This is a genomic window from Exiguobacterium sp. CH10, assembly GCF_018617635.1.
Classification (GTDB): Bacteria; Bacillota; Bacilli; order Exiguobacteriales; family Exiguobacteriaceae; genus Exiguobacterium; species Exiguobacterium aestuarii_A.
In genome coordinates, this window is sequence record NZ_JACSKO010000002.1 from 707,957 (window position 1) to 721,821 (window position 13,865).

The window sequence follows — 13,865 nt, forward strand, 5'->3', positions numbered from 1 at the left end:
AGTCATAATAGTAGTATACCCTCTTTTGGAAACACGAAAAAATGAGAAGATGCGATGGCGCATGTTCTCATTTATTTTCACGTGCATACATTTTAATCATCGTAACAAGTTGTTGCGTTTCTTCCATTTTGGCATCAAGTAAAATACCATAATCGTATAATGAACCTAATTGACTGCGATGTCTGACATGTCCAATCAACTCAATAGGTTGAAGAGTCGGAACGAGATCGAGGACGAAGTGGACCTGCAAATCATCGGATAGTGGGAAAAGATAATCGGATCGCAATTTCAGTCCGTGTGAGCTCACATTCAATAGAAGTCCTTCTCCATCATAAAGTTCCTTCTCTTCCCAAACGAGTCGATAAGGGATCGTGCGGGGATTCGGTAGAATATAGCGAAAAGTTTCCTGTCTGCGATAACGCATCAATTCACCCCATTTCTCTACTCCCTATATCGGACATTTACAATTCGAAATGAAGTGGAAATGAGTATAATTTTTAGATAAGCTCGCTTTACAAATGTGAAAACGCTTTCTATAATAGGTGTACGATTTAAATAGGGAGGAGATCAGATGAATGTACATGATTTACTCCGACGTTACTCGATTCAAACACCAGTCATCTATGAAAAAAAACGTAACGGGGAGTGGGTTAAACTCGAGCGTTTACCTGCCTATACCATTCTTGAAGTCGAAACGAACGATCAAACGATCGAAGCGGTCGCCATTGATGCGTTCAAGGCGATCACTGTCTGTCGAGAGTCGGCGTCGATTGAAGAAGCCCGTCCGTATGCTGTGCGTATCCAGATTGAACGACCATAAGAAAAGCCGTAACTTCGACAGTGAAGTTACGGCTTATTTTATGCAGCGTCTTGTTCGGTTTCATCTTGAGGATTCGTGCGTTTTGCATAGTACATGAACGGTGTTGCCATCCAAGCAATCACAAATTTCGCAACGTACGTCGTAATGAAGATGTTCCACCAGATGTCCCAATCCATTCCCCAGAAAGCGATGATACAGAAAGTGAACGTATCAATTAACTGTGAGAGCACGGTAGAACCTGTCGTTCTGAGCCAAAGTTTTTTCTCGCCCGTTTTGGCGCGAATCTTCGAGTAGACGAAGACGTCAAACAATTGAGAGACGAGGTAAGCAGCAAGGCTACCAAGTGTGATCAACGGAAGCATCGAGAAGAGTGCCTCAAAACTTTCGTGCATGAAGAGCGCTTCTTCGAACGGTTCATACAAGAGGGCATACTGCATGAGTACCGTCGAAACGATCAAAATGAAGAACCCGAGCCATACCCCTTTTCGAGCCGCGGCTCGTCCGTGTTTTTCGTTCAAAATATCAGTCGCTAAATAGAGCGAACCGTAGACGATGTTACCGAGCGTAAAAATGTATCCGCCAATTACAATCTGTTGTGTGACTTGAATATTTGCGACAACTGAAGCCATCGCAATCCAAGCATATAATCCGACCCGTCCGAACAATTTGTAACTGAGGACGAGAAGACCGAGTGTAAGGATGGCAGAAGGAATCCATAACCATTCGTTTAGCATGAATCATGCTCCTTCCTCTAACTATTCAATGATTTCAACTTTTCAAGTTTATAGAGGAACGGAAATGATGTCAAGGTGAGGTACACTCAGGCTGATCTATGATTCATGCGATACGAAAGCAGTTATACTCCGCTCAGTTCGATGTTCAAACCTTTTACAATACTAAATGCGCTCCCGAGCACGTCTGCTTGTTCTCTCCAAGTTAACTGATGCTTCGTTTCTTTGAAGTGATTGATCACGTCCTGCGAATAGGTTAATGACCGAAGAACGGAATCGATTTCAACATGTTGAATATGGTCGATATCAAATTCTTTTAAGTGTTCAAGACCCACTCGCAATTCTTCGATGTTAGTAAAGGTTTGATCCAAACGATTTTGTAGGTTAATGGATTCAGTCGAGTCAGGGTTCTCGCAAGTGTTTTGGCAAGCCCAAAGACTTTCCGATCCCTCGGCGAATGCAGCGAGCACATCGCTACTTTCAGATTGTAAATATCCCCAGAAAATATCAATTTCTTTTTGAGTTGGTTCGCCTTTGAAAAATAGAGTGAATTCTTCGACGGTTTCTTCTGATGTTTCTGTGGTGTTTTCTGTAACTGGTTCAGGTTTTGAGTCCTGATCAGAACTAGGCGAACAAGCTGCCAAAAAAATCACGACTGTGCCTATCCCAAGTGCTCGTTTCATCGAAACCCTCCTGTAAATGATATGGTAATCCAAATTGTACCATTGATTGTCGTCAGAATGTTCATTAAAAAGATATTAGATTGATAAGTATAAAAAAGCACCTCCTGTCATAAACAGGAAGTGCTCTGAACCGCTTCGTTGAGCGGTATTTTTGATGCCTCCGACGAGAATCGAACTCGTGCTGCAGCATTACCATTGCTGAGGTCTGCCACTAACCTACAGAGGCGTTACACCAACTATGTTACACACGTTCCTTTCATTTTTCAAGCTTTTTCAGAATAATAAGACCTCCAATCTTCTTTGTTAGAAGACTGGAGGTCAAATGGTTCATCCTTATTTTGTACGGATCCAAACAGCACCTGCAGAGTTGTCTTTCGCTTCACCGACAACGTCAATGACGAGTCCGTATTGCGGAAGTTTACGTCCTGCATCTGGGATGAGTGAGTTGATGTACGAATTCGCATCATTGAACTGTTTCACGCCAGCTTGTGCTTTGTAATCATACACACCACGACTTGGTGAATCGATGTACCAAGCGAGTGTCTTATCGAGACTGAATGCAGCATCAGCGATTTGGTAACGCGTGCTACCTGCAACTGTCTCTTTCCCGTTCAAGTTTCCGATGAGCGCCTCTGGGTGAGAGTCGACGACACCGAGGAAGCCTTCACCAGGGTGGACACCGACCCAGTTGTCTGTGTACGAGTCATCACCGTACCACACGACAAGACCAGTGTTGTATTTCACGCCACGGCCGTTGAGAAGCCCCATATCCGACCCGGCATGGTTACGCCATTCGAGGTAGTAGTAATGCGGTTTTGAATCGTATCCGTCTGAGTTGACAAATCCATCAAGTGTGACGGCTTCAGCACCTTCCGCATCGTCTGCGAAGAGTGTTGCTGATTCTGATTGGATTGACAAGTTGTCGACTGCGAAGCCTTTCATTGCGACGCCGCCATCTGTCACGTATTCGAATACGATCTGGACATCTTGGCCAGCGAATTGTGAAAGGTCATAAGATTTGTTGACCCATGCACCGTTCGTCGTCTCAGCAGGGTATCCAGCTTCGTTTGCACCGTTGACGTCATCACCGAACACATCGAGGACAACTTCTTTACCGCCGCTGACGGCTTTCACATACAAGTAGTCGTAATCTGATTCGACTTCATAGAATGAATCGAATGTGAGGACACCGTCCGCACCAAGTTTTACGCTAGGTGTAGCCATTTCCGTATGGATGTCGTCACCTTTTGTCGAGTAGTAGTAGCGCTCGCCATAAGCTGGTTCGATTCCTTTAATCTTCTTATCAGGAAGGTTGACTTTGATAATTCCTGGGTTGTTTGACTTCGTCACAGATTGGTCGAGTTGTGAGACAAAACCTTGTGAGTTGATATCTTCAAGGTCGACTTCTGTGATGTTCGCCCAGTTTCCACCCATGATTTTTTGGAAGTACTCTTTGTTTTGTGGTGAGAAGCTTGTTGGCTCTGTACCAGCGACTTTACCAGCCCAGCTACCGCCACTCATGATTGACCATGATTGTACTGGCTCACCTTGACCTGTGTACTGCGTATCGTACTCATCTGGAAGACCGAGGTCATGTCCAAATTCGTGTGCGAAGACGCCAACTGCGCCGTCTTCTGGTTGAATCGTGTAATCGTACGCCGCCATTTTACCGCCCCAGTAAGGAACTGCAGCTTCTGTGTTGGCTACCGGATAAACGCCGTTAAGGACCCAACGGTGTGACCATACTGCATCGTCACCGAGTGCACCACCACCAGCTTCTTGACCAGTACCAGCGTGGATGATCATCAAGTGGTCGACGAGGCCGTCTGGCTCATTGAAGTCACCGTCGCCATCCAAGTCGTAAAGATCGTATTGATCGTGCTCGGCAAGATCGATTCCTGATGCGACAGCAGCGTTCAATGCATCTTTAACAAGTTGTCGCGGACCAGGACCGACGTTATCATGACCACCATCGCCTTTGTCTGCACCATAGTCTTTAGCAGTTCCAGGTACGGTTAACCATTCAGAAACCTCTCCGTCGACCGTGTAACTGCCACCTGATTGTTCTTCATAGTATTGTTTAAACGTTTGTACTTTCTCACCGTTAAAGAGTTCGAACGATTCATCACCGAACATGTATTTTTCATAATGCTCTTTGCTGAAGTTATCGCTATACATATAGCCTGGATCTTGTTCGACGTTATTGTGTTTGAAGTCGCTATACTCGACGAGAAGGACGAGGACCTTATCTTCACGCACTGCACCGTTATAAGATGATTGTTGTGCCGGAGAAACCTTCACTTGACCGTTCGGCTTTCCTTTACGGTAGTTCGCTTGACCTTTTTTCGCTTTGTCGAGAATTCGTTCAGTTTCTTTTTCGAATTGAGTATGTATCTTCTCTTTTGCTTTTGAAGCCTTCTCATTCAATTCGTCGTCGTGCTTATGTGGATCTTTCGCTTCACCTTGTTTTTTCGCGATATACGCGTCGACCGCTTTCATGCGCTCCGATGCTGACAATCCTTTTTTGATGACGCCACGCTTCTCGAGTGCTTTTGCGAGACGATCTTCATCGATGATGTTGTGGTCGAACGGAGCAAGCTCGCTCGTTGTCGGCACAGATGGTGCAACCGAAAGCGGTGCAGCACCAGCGGCCGGAACGATACTGACTGTCATGGCAGATGTCATGAGAGCCGCGAGTGTCGTTCGACGGATGGAACGTTTTTTCATTTGTATGAACCTCCTGTAAAAAATAATGGGAAAATGTGTGAGCTTGTTGTAAATGTACCGTTTGTGTCTGATTAATGTCAATATTCAGAAAATAATAACCGGAAAAAGAGTCTAAAGACCTATTTAGTCAATATGAACTAAATAGTCTTAGACTCCAGGTCGATATATCCATAATGGAACTTCGATGTTTTTCGCTTTATGTGAGTAAAATCATAGCGTTTGAAGGCATCGCTCTCAAAATGCGCCTTTAAGACAATTCGTTTTTTAGCTACACGTTTTGCTTCAATCATCAACTCTTCTGAGAGTGGGGAGGTGTCTGCGATTGAACGAAGTGGGTTCAGATGAACCGATTCTGAAATCGTCTTTTCGAACATCGGATCAAAGTAAATACAGTCGAACGAATTTTCCACACATGTTTTCAAATATTCGAGAGAATTCGTATGAACGACCTCAATGCGGCGCATCGCCTCATTGATTTGCTCATCTTTTTCGACCCATACGGACATACCTTCCCGGACGAGTTGTGCCGTTATGAATTGGCTCTCAAGACCGATTACTTTACCGGATGAACCGACGGCATGGCTCATGACGATACTGTCCGATCCGAGGCCGAGCGTACAGTCTAAAATACGATCACCTGGCGTTGCTTGTAATGCGTCAATGAGTGGATCTGTTCCACCACGACTGAGTTGCTTTACGCGAAAGACCGAGCTAGAAGGGTGAAAAAAGAATGGCTCTTTACTTTGCAATGGTGTGAACTCGACGCGTCGCTTGTCAAAGACAAGCACATCTTGGTGATGCCGCTTTTTCAATTCTTCAATTGAATGCTTGCGTCGCTCGACAAATCTCATATTGTATGTGGTGGCATGCGTTTGCGCCCGAGACATTACTTCATCTGTCGGACGTAAACAAGTGGTTACGATATACATGGGACGGGCTCCTTCATAAAAAATGAGACGCGGTCGCGTCTCATTTTTTCTTACTGAGTAAATCTGACAGTTCGTCGATCAGTGCTTTGTGAGAAGCGAGTTCTTTCTTCTTCTCGTCGTTCACGTTCACCGGACGTTTTGAACGGCTTTGAAGTGCTTCGAGTGTCTCGTCGATTGACGATTTCAACGTATCACGTTCTTCAGGTTTCAAAGATACTTCATGCGGATTTTCTCCAGAGGCATCTAACTCGCGAAGGCGCGCCATCAATTGTTTCGCCTCACGATTCAAATCCACTAGTAATCTGTCAATTTGTTCCAATCGTAATTTGATTCCATCTCGTTCTGTAAACATCTGTTTCACCTCTTTTGCGGTTTAACCCTAAGGTCTCTTCCTGTTTACTTTACCATAAAATTTGTTAAACGAAACTACCGGGAATATATTCCATTTATTTTGACTGTAAGAAACATTGTTTCTCTATCCCCACACGAAGTTCACCTGCTATACTAACTGAGCTAATAAGGAGGTGGGCGGATGGAGACTACAAATCATCCACCAAAAGCGCTCAAGGGAGCGATTGTGTCGATCACGGCATATTTGATCTTATCTATATTAAAAGTGTTCTTCGGATACTTATATGAGTCTGAGGCAGTTTTAGCCGATGGATTCAACAATACGACGGATATTATCGCGTCGGTCGCCGTCTACATCGGTATTCGGGTTGCGGCGTTACCACGGGATGCTGAGCATAAATATGGTCACGCGAAGATGGAGACAATCTCTGCACTCATCGCTTCATTGATCATGATTGCGGTCGGTATTTTCGTCTTCTTTAATAGTCTGTCGAATTTAATCGGGGGAGAATATGCAGAACCGAACCCGTTAGCTGCGGTCGTCGCGTTCGCCAGTGCGCTCGTCATGTTCGGGGTGTATCGCTTCAACTTGAACCTCGCGAAGAAAACAAAGTCATTGGCACTTAAAGCTGCGGCGAAAGACAACTTGGCCGATGCGATGATTTCAGTTGGAGCCACACTTGGTGTGCTATTCGCTTATTTCCAACTGCCTTGGATGGACACGGTCTTGGCAGTTGTTATTGCCGGCATGATTATCCGGACAGCGGTTCAAATCTTTTTAGATGCAACCCATCAGCTTTCTGACGGATTCCCTCCACACCTCGTCGAGTCTTATGAGGAAACGATTGAACAATTTGAACGTGTGAAAGAAGTTCGGGAAATTAAGGGGCGTCATCTAGGAAATCACGTGATGCTCGATGTGACGATTGCAGTTGATGGAGATTTGACCGTGGACGCGGCCCATGAATTATGTGACGAAATCGAACGAAAACTGGATGAACAGCATGCGGTCGATTCAGTGCATATTCATATTGAGCCGATTTGACGTTCGGTTATCTTTTGCGCTTCATGAACGGATTCGTTTATAATAAGCGCAGACAGATATTGAACTACTAGTTAAGGAGGGCACGGGATGAACATCGTGCGTCAACCTATTCGCCAGATTGATGAGATCGAATATGAACACTTTCAGAAATATGGAGAAAACTCATATGGCGTTTCTGCTGAAGAGTTGAAAGGAATTCTCGAAGAAATGGGGACGGAGCAACTTTATCATGCAGAAGAGCATAGTTACGGAGAAGACTTTTATTACGACTTGATAGTCGATGACAAACTTGTCGGTAAAGTTTTGTTACTCAAGCTTGCCCGAGTTTACCAACTTGACCTGATGGTGTTCGATGCATACAAAAATAAGGGATATGCGACGGAAGGTTTACGTCTCGCCTTATTGGACTCAAAATTGATGGATGGACAAACAGTTCGCGCCGGCATTCCACCGACAAGCCCACATCAACAAGAGATGCATCAAGTGCTCGTTCAAAACGGATTTGAAAAGCGAAACGGTCTATATTATTTAAATTTCAAGAAACGATATGTAGTAAACCATTAAGCTGACGGCGTCTCGCACGTCAGCTTTTTTCATATGGAGGGGTAAGGATGAAACAGGTCACCATTAAAGATATCGCTGAGCTCGCAGGAGTCGCAAAGAGTACAGTCTCCCGCTATTTGAACGGTGGGTCGGTAGGGAAGGCGACGAGAGAAAAGCTCGATCGGGTCATCCGGGAAACCAATTATGAACCGAATCAATTCGCCCAAAGTCTTAAGTCAAAGCAGACGAAAATGATTGGGGTCATCGTTCCGCGACTCGATTCTTACGCTGCCTCGCGTACAATGATGGGAATTGATGAACGATTGACAGAACAAGGCTATCAGATGCTAGTCGTCAACACAGCGCAACAGACCGAACGAGAGATTGAACAATTATACAACCTCGCCAAACAAAAAGTCGCAGGCATCATTTGGCTCGGGACGACTGTCACCGACCGTCACCTCGAAGCAATAGAGACGATTCAAATTCCGGTGTTGCTGATTGGTCAACAGCATGACATCGTGCACAGTCTCGTCTACCCGGACTATGAAGCCGCATATGCCCTCGGTAGTGAGTTCACGAAATGGGGTCATCGGGACGTCGTCTACGTCGGTGTTTCAGAGACAGATATCGCAGTCGGACAAGATCGACGTGATGGATTTTTGAAGGCGCTTCATGAGGCGGATGCACGTGTCACAGTCGTTCAGACAACGTTTAAAATCGAGGATGCCATTCCAATCGGAGAACAATTGGCGAAACAGATTGGATCGACCTCACTCATTATTTGTGCAACAGACAATATTGCCCTTGGTGTATTGAAGGGACTGGCGAATCAGGGGATTTCTGTTCCAAATGACATCTCTGTCAGTGGCTTTGGTGGCTATGATTTTACGGAAGTCTTACATCCATCAATCACTACTGTTCATCTTCCGTATCGGCGAACTGGGGCCAAGTCGGCAGATATGATGCTTCAACTTTTACAAGGAAATGACGTCCCGATGAAAACGTTCACAATTTTTGAATTAAAAGTGCGCGAAAGCGTTGACAAGCTGAATTAAATCGTTTACATTTGTGTTGCGGAACCGGTTCCGCAACATTTTTTATTCTAAATTGGAACCGGTACCAATCGTATATAGAACTTATAAGATTTTTGGAGGTGGACGATATGAACACCGTACATTGTATCGGCGAATTGTTGATTGACTGGGTATGCGAGGATGCTTCGAGCGACCTCGTCAACGGAACGACGTTCGTCAAAAAAGCAGGTGGCGCACCTGCGAATGTTGCGGCAGTCGTCAGTAAGCATGGTGGACAGTCGAGTTTTCTCGGACAAGTCGGGAATGACCCATTTGGTCTTTTCTTGAAACAGACGTTGTCCGAGAATGGAGTCAGCACAGACAACCTTGTTGAAGCGGGTGATACGACATTCGCTTTTGTGTCGATTCAAGAGGACGGAGAGCGGGACTTCACGTTCCGTCGCGGAAGTGATGGAGATTATGGGTTTGAATCCATCGATTTATCATTGATTCAAAAAGGTGATCTCATTCATTTCGGTTCTGCGACAGCATTACTAGATGGAAAACTAAAAGATGCGTACTTCAAATTATTGCAATTTGCAAAACGGGATGGCTTGTTCATCTCATTTGACCCGAACTATCGAGATGCGTTGATCACTGACCTCGAGCAGTTCAAACAAGATGCGAGACATTTCATCGCAGAATCGGACTTCATTAAATTGAGCGAAGAAGAAGCGCACTTGTTGACCGGCGAAGAGCAACTTGAAGATGCTGTTCAAGCACTTCTAGAATTAGGCGCAAAGCAGATTGCCATCACATTAGGGTCTCGTGGTACGTTGATTGCAACAAGCGCACATCATGAAATCGTTCCTTCAATCTCGATCGATAGTGTCGATTCTACTGGAGCGGGAGATGCGTTCGTCGGTGCTTATCTGTATCGTTTGGCGTCACTCGGATTTGACCCGGAGCGCTTACGTTCCGACATTGAATATGCGAACGTAACGGGTGCATTAACATGTACAGCTTATGGCGCTATTCCAGCAATTCCATCACGACAACTTGTGAATGAAACGTTAGGAGGGAAATGAAAATGGATTACAAAAAAGAAGCAGCATCGATATTAGAAGCGATTGGTGGGAAAGAAAACGTGGCGGCAGCTGCTCACTGTGCGACGCGTCTTCGTCTCGTATTGAACGATGAGTCGAAGGTTGATGAGAAAGCTCTCGAACAACTCGATGTTGTCAAAGGAACGTTCTCAACGGGAGGACAATACCAAATCATCATCGGACAAGGTACGGTCAACAAGGTATATACAGAGTTCTCGTTATTAACAGGACTTGGTGATATGTCGACGACAGATGTGAAATCAGCCGGAGCGAAAAAGATGAACCCGCTCCAACAGTTCGTCAAAATGTTATCGGATATCTTCGTTCCAATCATTCCGGCGATTGTCGCCGGCGGTCTCTTGATGGGGATCAACAACTTATTGACGGCACCGGATTTGTTCTTTGAAGGACGTTCATTGATTGACCAGTATCCAGGCATGGCAGACCTCGCAGCAATGATTAATACGTTCGCGAATGCCGCCTTCGTCTTCTTACCTGTACTCATAGGTTTCTCCGCAGCCAAGCGATTCGGGGGTAACCCATATCTTGGTGCAGCGCTCGGGATGATCATGGTTCACCCGGACTTGATCAACGCATATGCACAGGCAACTGTTGAAGAAATTCCGGTTTGGAACATCTTTGGTCTTGAGATTGAGAAGTTAGGATACCAAGGACAAGTCTTACCAGTCCTCGTCTCGACGTATATTTTATCGAAGCTTGAAATCAACATCCGGAAGTTCATGCCGGCGTCACTTGATATCTTGCTTACGCCATTACTCTCTCTCCTCTTCACAGCGTTCATCACGTTCGCTTTCGTCGGTCCGATCACTCGTGAAGCAGGGAACTTGATCATTGATGGGTTGGTATGGACGTATGATTCACTCGGATTCGTCGGTGGTTTGATCATGGGTCTTCTCTACGCCCCAATCGTTATTACAGGTATGCACCATAGCTTCATCGCGATTGAAACACAGCTTCTTGCGGATATCGCCGAAACTGGCGGATCGTTCATCTTCCCAATCGCTGCGATGTCGAACGTCGCGCAAGGGGCGGCTACACTCGCTGTCTTCTTCTTGACTGCTGATAAAAAGATGAAAGGTGTTGCATCAGCATCAGGAATCTCAGCATTACTTGGGATCACAGAGCCTGCCATGTTCGGGGTTAACTTAAAGCTTCGTTATCCGTTCATCGCTGCCATCGTCGGTTCAGCTATCGCCTCTGCATTCATCGTCGGAAACGACGTATTGGCAGTAGCGCTCGGTGCTGCTGGGTTACCGGGAATTATCTCAATCGCACCTGGTTCAATCATCTCATATATCATCGGTATGGCTATCGCATTCGCCGTGACATTTGGATTGACATTCATCCTCGCGAAGCGACAAGCAAAAAAAGAAGCGGTCAAACAAGCCGCATAATGAAAAAGGAAGTGACACTATGAATTGGACGAAGGCCGAACGTTATCGTTCACTCCGTGACGTGAGCGCCCTCGAGATGGAGGTCCTCCGTACTAAGACGGCCGCATCCCCGTGGCGGTTTGGATACCATATCCAGCCGCCTACGGGCCTCCTCAATGATCCGAACGGCTTCGCATATTACGATGGAGAGTACCATCTATTCTATCAGTGGTTCCCGCTCGGGCCAGTTCACGGTCTCAAACATTGGTACCATGTCAGTTCAACTGATCTCGTCCATTGGACGGACCGCGGGGTGGCGTTAGTCCCTGAAACGAAGGAAGATTCTCATGGTGCATATTCTGGAAGTGGATTCGTCGTTGATGATACCCTTCATGTGATGTACACCGGGAATCATCGTACCGACGATTGGACGCGTCACGCCTCGCAAATTATCGGTGTCTTACGTGACGGGGTAATTGAGCGTCGTAATGTGGCAATCCCGGATATTCCAGCAGGCTACACGGAACATTTCCGTGATCCGAAAGTATGGGAAGAAGATGAATCGTATTATGCGATTGTCGGTGCACAGCGAACGGATGAGACAGGATGTGTCGTCTTATATCGTTCGACCGACTTGAATGAATGGACGTTTTTAGGTGAAGTGAAGACCGAGCTTGAGCGGTTCGGTTACATGTGGGAATGTCCTGACGTGTTTGAACTGAATGGAAGACATGTCCTCATTTTTTCTCCGCAAGGGATTGAGCCTGAGGGTCATCGCTACCACAACATCTATCAATCCGGATATGTCACAGGTACTCTTGATTTAGAGACGCTCGTCTTCACGCACGAGTCGTTTGAAGAGCTCGACTTCGGTTTCGACTTTTACGCTCCGCAAACGACGGAGCATGATGGTCGTCGTATTCTAGTCGGCTGGATGGGCTTACCGGAGATTGAATATCCGACAGACCGCTACGGTTGGGCCCATGCGTTGACGCTTCCTCGAGAACTCTCGGTTGAGGATGGCGTATTAAAACAACGACCAGTCCCTGAAATGAAGCAACTCCGAACTAATCAGTTCGCAGACGAATCAGGTACGCATATCGAAATGATTTCGCCCGAACGTTATGAATTGAAATTGTCGACGTCCGGAGAAGACTTCGAGCTTGAACTATTGAAGACAGAAGAAGAGTCGCTTGTGATTCGGTACGAGAAAGATACACGCGAATTGACCATCGATCGGACAAACGCGGGTGAACCGTTCGCGACCGAGTTCGGGACGACCCGGACAAAAGTGAACGAGGTCAAGTCCCTTCATCTGTTCGTCGATTCCTCAAGTGTTGAATGTTTCGTCAATGACGGTGACGCCGTGGCAACGCTTCGCGTCTTCCCAAGTGACGACGAGAAACGGATTCGCTACGTCGGAGCGGATGCGACATTAGTTGGTTGGAAGTATGAATGAGTGTAAAAGCTGAGCGTTTGCTCGGCTTTTTTATTTTCAAAATGTTGAAACCGTTTCACAAAAACAAACGTATATAAAACGAGACGGGAGGTTAGAGTGATGGATAAATGGATTCGTTTAGCAGGTGAGATTCGTAAAATGACGATCTCTTATAAAATCGATACAGAAGAACTCGAGAGAGAAGAAATGGAACGAGTGATGGTGGCGGAGTCATCAGAGCGCGGAACATTCAATCCAGAAGTAGCGTTAGAGTTTCATGAATTGAGCCAGGTTCGGGTGTTCGCGGAAATGCTCCGAAGTTCAGAAGAAATCGAAGGCATTGAGATTGAAGTGGCTCCTGATTTCGACCTCACAGTACAGTACAAAGGTGGGGAGTATGAACGTTATCAACTTTGGCTCGGTCAACCGAACCGTCCGAGTGTGATTACGAAACTCGAACGGACGGACGTTATTTGGAAGTTACCAGAACATACGACGAATCGCTTGATTGATATCCTCGGAGTGAACTACTCGCCACTTATTTGCTTCGCAAATTGAAGGGGGAGCTTCTTGGGAAGACCGTGCTCTTACCAGCCACGGTTGTTTACCAAGCTCGTCGGGTGGTTCCCACCCTGAAGGAATTCGTTTTAGTTTGCCAACATCAACAGGTTGATGCTCGCGTTGATGTCACGGTCATGATGCGCGCCACAGGCACACGTCCATTCACGGACATCCATCGCCTTCTTCTCGCCCTTTACGCCGCAAGTGGAGCAGATTTGAGTGGATGCGTACCAAGGGTCTGCCTTGATGAGTGTCCGTCCGTAGAAGTTTGATTTGTATTCGAGTTGACGGACGAACTCGTACCAACTGACATCGCCAACCGATTTGGCTAAGCGTCGGTTCTTCATTATGTTGCTCGATTTCAATGTCTCCACGACGATGACTTGGTTCTCGTCAACGATCCGTCTCGACAGTTTGTGAAGGAAGTCCTTGCGTTGGTTGGCAATCTTTTCGTGTTTCTTCGCCAAAAGTAATTTGGCTTTTTCACGATTCTTGCTCCCGATCTTCTTTCGCGACAGCGC

At 46.1% G+C, this 13,865-nt stretch carries 15 protein-coding genes and 1 tRNA gene; 8 read left to right on the forward strand and 8 right to left on the reverse strand.

Annotated elements, in window-relative coordinates:
• Positions 1–67 precede the first annotated feature (67 nt).
• Entirely contained in the window at positions 68–424 is a 357-nt protein-coding gene (locus KNP04_RS10410) for a PilZ domain-containing protein (protein WP_214692194.1), read from the reverse strand.
• A gap of 147 nt (positions 425–571) precedes the next feature.
• On the opposite strand from KNP04_RS10410, the gene KNP04_RS10415 reads away from it, so the two are divergent.
• On the forward strand, positions 572–820 hold the full coding sequence (locus KNP04_RS10415; RefSeq protein WP_214692196.1) for a hypothetical protein: 249 nt from the start codon (positions 572–574) through the stop codon (positions 818–820).
• Between the two features lie 38 nt (positions 821–858).
• Here KNP04_RS10415 and KNP04_RS10420 read toward each other — a convergent pair whose 3' ends face one another.
• From KNP04_RS10420 to KNP04_RS10445, 6 genes are all read right to left on the reverse strand, one after another.
• The gene (locus tag KNP04_RS10420) at positions 859–1,554 is read right to left on the reverse strand and encodes a queuosine precursor transporter (RefSeq protein WP_074034510.1); all 696 of its coding nucleotides are present in this window, start codon (positions 1,552–1,554) and stop codon (positions 859–861) included.
• Between the two features lie 122 nt (positions 1,555–1,676).
• Positions 1,677–2,234, reverse strand: a complete 558-nt coding sequence (locus KNP04_RS10425; RefSeq protein WP_214875775.1) for a hypothetical protein — start codon at positions 2,232–2,234, stop codon at positions 1,677–1,679.
• Positions 2,235–2,389: 155 nt separating this feature from the next.
• A tRNA-Thr gene (locus tag KNP04_RS10430) sits at positions 2,390–2,460 on the reverse strand.
• A 107-nt stretch (positions 2,461–2,567) separates the two neighbouring features.
• Positions 2,568–4,961, reverse strand: a complete 2,394-nt coding sequence (locus tag KNP04_RS10435; protein ID WP_214875777.1) for an immune inhibitor A domain-containing protein — start codon at positions 4,959–4,961, stop codon at positions 2,568–2,570.
• Positions 4,962–5,098: 137 nt separating this feature from the next.
• Positions 5,099–5,890: a class I SAM-dependent methyltransferase gene (locus KNP04_RS10440; RefSeq protein ID WP_214875779.1), complete on the reverse strand. Its 792-nt coding sequence runs from the start codon at positions 5,888–5,890 to the stop codon at positions 5,099–5,101.
• Positions 5,891–5,930: 40 nt separating this feature from the next.
• Positions 5,931–6,242, reverse strand: a complete 312-nt coding sequence (locus KNP04_RS10445; RefSeq protein ID WP_026826028.1) for a hypothetical protein — start codon at positions 6,240–6,242, stop codon at positions 5,931–5,933.
• Positions 6,243–6,422: 180 nt separating this feature from the next.
• On the opposite strand from KNP04_RS10445, the gene KNP04_RS10450 reads away from it, so the two are divergent.
• From KNP04_RS10450 to KNP04_RS10480, 7 genes are all read left to right on the forward strand, one after another.
• A complete protein-coding gene (locus KNP04_RS10450; protein WP_214875781.1) occupies positions 6,423–7,286 on the forward strand; it encodes a cation diffusion facilitator family transporter in 864 nt (287 codons plus the stop codon).
• Between the two features lie 87 nt (positions 7,287–7,373).
• Complete coding sequence (locus KNP04_RS10455) at positions 7,374–7,850, forward strand: N-acetyltransferase (protein WP_214875783.1); 477 nt, start codon at positions 7,374–7,376, stop codon at positions 7,848–7,850.
• A gap of 47 nt (positions 7,851–7,897) precedes the next feature.
• Positions 7,898–8,887: a LacI family DNA-binding transcriptional regulator gene (locus KNP04_RS10460; protein ID WP_214875785.1), complete on the forward strand. Its 990-nt coding sequence runs from the start codon at positions 7,898–7,900 to the stop codon at positions 8,885–8,887.
• A 107-nt stretch (positions 8,888–8,994) separates the two neighbouring features.
• On the forward strand, positions 8,995–9,933 hold the full coding sequence (locus KNP04_RS10465) for a carbohydrate kinase family protein (RefSeq protein ID WP_214875786.1): 939 nt from the start codon (positions 8,995–8,997) through the stop codon (positions 9,931–9,933).
• 2 nt (positions 9,934–9,935) lie between these two features.
• A complete protein-coding gene (locus tag KNP04_RS10470; RefSeq protein WP_214875788.1) occupies positions 9,936–11,366 on the forward strand; it encodes a sucrose-specific PTS transporter subunit IIBC in 1,431 nt (476 codons plus the stop codon).
• Positions 11,367–11,385: 19 nt separating this feature from the next.
• Positions 11,386–12,804, forward strand: a complete 1,419-nt coding sequence (locus tag KNP04_RS10475) for a glycoside hydrolase family 32 protein (RefSeq protein ID WP_214875790.1) — start codon at positions 11,386–11,388, stop codon at positions 12,802–12,804.
• Positions 12,805–12,903: 99 nt separating this feature from the next.
• The gene (locus KNP04_RS10480) at positions 12,904–13,341 is read left to right on the forward strand and encodes a YhfM domain-containing protein (RefSeq protein WP_214875792.1); all 438 of its coding nucleotides are present in this window, start codon (positions 12,904–12,906) and stop codon (positions 13,339–13,341) included.
• 89 nt (positions 13,342–13,430) lie between these two features.
• On the opposite strand, the gene KNP04_RS10485 is transcribed toward KNP04_RS10480, so the two are convergent.
• On the reverse strand, positions 13,431–13,865 hold a 435-nt coding region (locus tag KNP04_RS10485), incomplete at its 5' end, for an RNA-guided endonuclease TnpB family protein (protein WP_214875794.1).

What these genes read in the sequence shown, in the direction of transcription:
- KNP04_RS10410 (WP_214692194.1), bottom strand. Translation starts at nt 424, where the DNA reads ATGCGTTATCGCAGACAGGAAACTTTTCGCTATATTCTACCGAATCCC.
- KNP04_RS10415 (WP_214692196.1), top strand. Translation starts at nt 572, where the DNA reads ATGAATGTACATGATTTACTCCGACGTTACTCGATTCAAACACCAGTC.
- KNP04_RS10420 (WP_074034510.1), bottom strand. Translation starts at nt 1,554, where the DNA reads ATGCTAAACGAATGGTTATGGATTCCTTCTGCCATCCTTACACTCGGT.
- KNP04_RS10425 (WP_214875775.1), bottom strand. Translation starts at nt 2,234, where the DNA reads ATGAAACGAGCACTTGGGATAGGCACAGTCGTGATTTTTTTGGCAGCT.
- KNP04_RS10435 (WP_214875777.1), bottom strand. Translation starts at nt 4,961, where the DNA reads ATGAAAAAACGTTCCATCCGTCGAACGACACTCGCGGCTCTCATGACA.
- KNP04_RS10440 (WP_214875779.1), bottom strand. Translation starts at nt 5,890, where the DNA reads ATGTATATCGTAACCACTTGTTTACGTCCGACAGATGAAGTAATGTCT.
- KNP04_RS10445 (WP_026826028.1), bottom strand. Translation starts at nt 6,242, where the DNA reads ATGTTTACAGAACGAGATGGAATCAAATTACGATTGGAACAAATTGAC.
- KNP04_RS10450 (WP_214875781.1), top strand. Translation starts at nt 6,423, where the DNA reads ATGGAGACTACAAATCATCCACCAAAAGCGCTCAAGGGAGCGATTGTG.
- KNP04_RS10455 (WP_214875783.1), top strand. Translation starts at nt 7,374, where the DNA reads ATGAACATCGTGCGTCAACCTATTCGCCAGATTGATGAGATCGAATAT.
- KNP04_RS10460 (WP_214875785.1), top strand. Translation starts at nt 7,898, where the DNA reads ATGAAACAGGTCACCATTAAAGATATCGCTGAGCTCGCAGGAGTCGCA.
- KNP04_RS10465 (WP_214875786.1), top strand. Translation starts at nt 8,995, where the DNA reads ATGAACACCGTACATTGTATCGGCGAATTGTTGATTGACTGGGTATGC.
- KNP04_RS10470 (WP_214875788.1), top strand. Translation starts at nt 9,936, where the DNA reads ATGGATTACAAAAAAGAAGCAGCATCGATATTAGAAGCGATTGGTGGG.
- KNP04_RS10475 (WP_214875790.1), top strand. Translation starts at nt 11,386, where the DNA reads ATGAATTGGACGAAGGCCGAACGTTATCGTTCACTCCGTGACGTGAGC.
- KNP04_RS10480 (WP_214875792.1), top strand. Translation starts at nt 12,904, where the DNA reads ATGGATAAATGGATTCGTTTAGCAGGTGAGATTCGTAAAATGACGATC.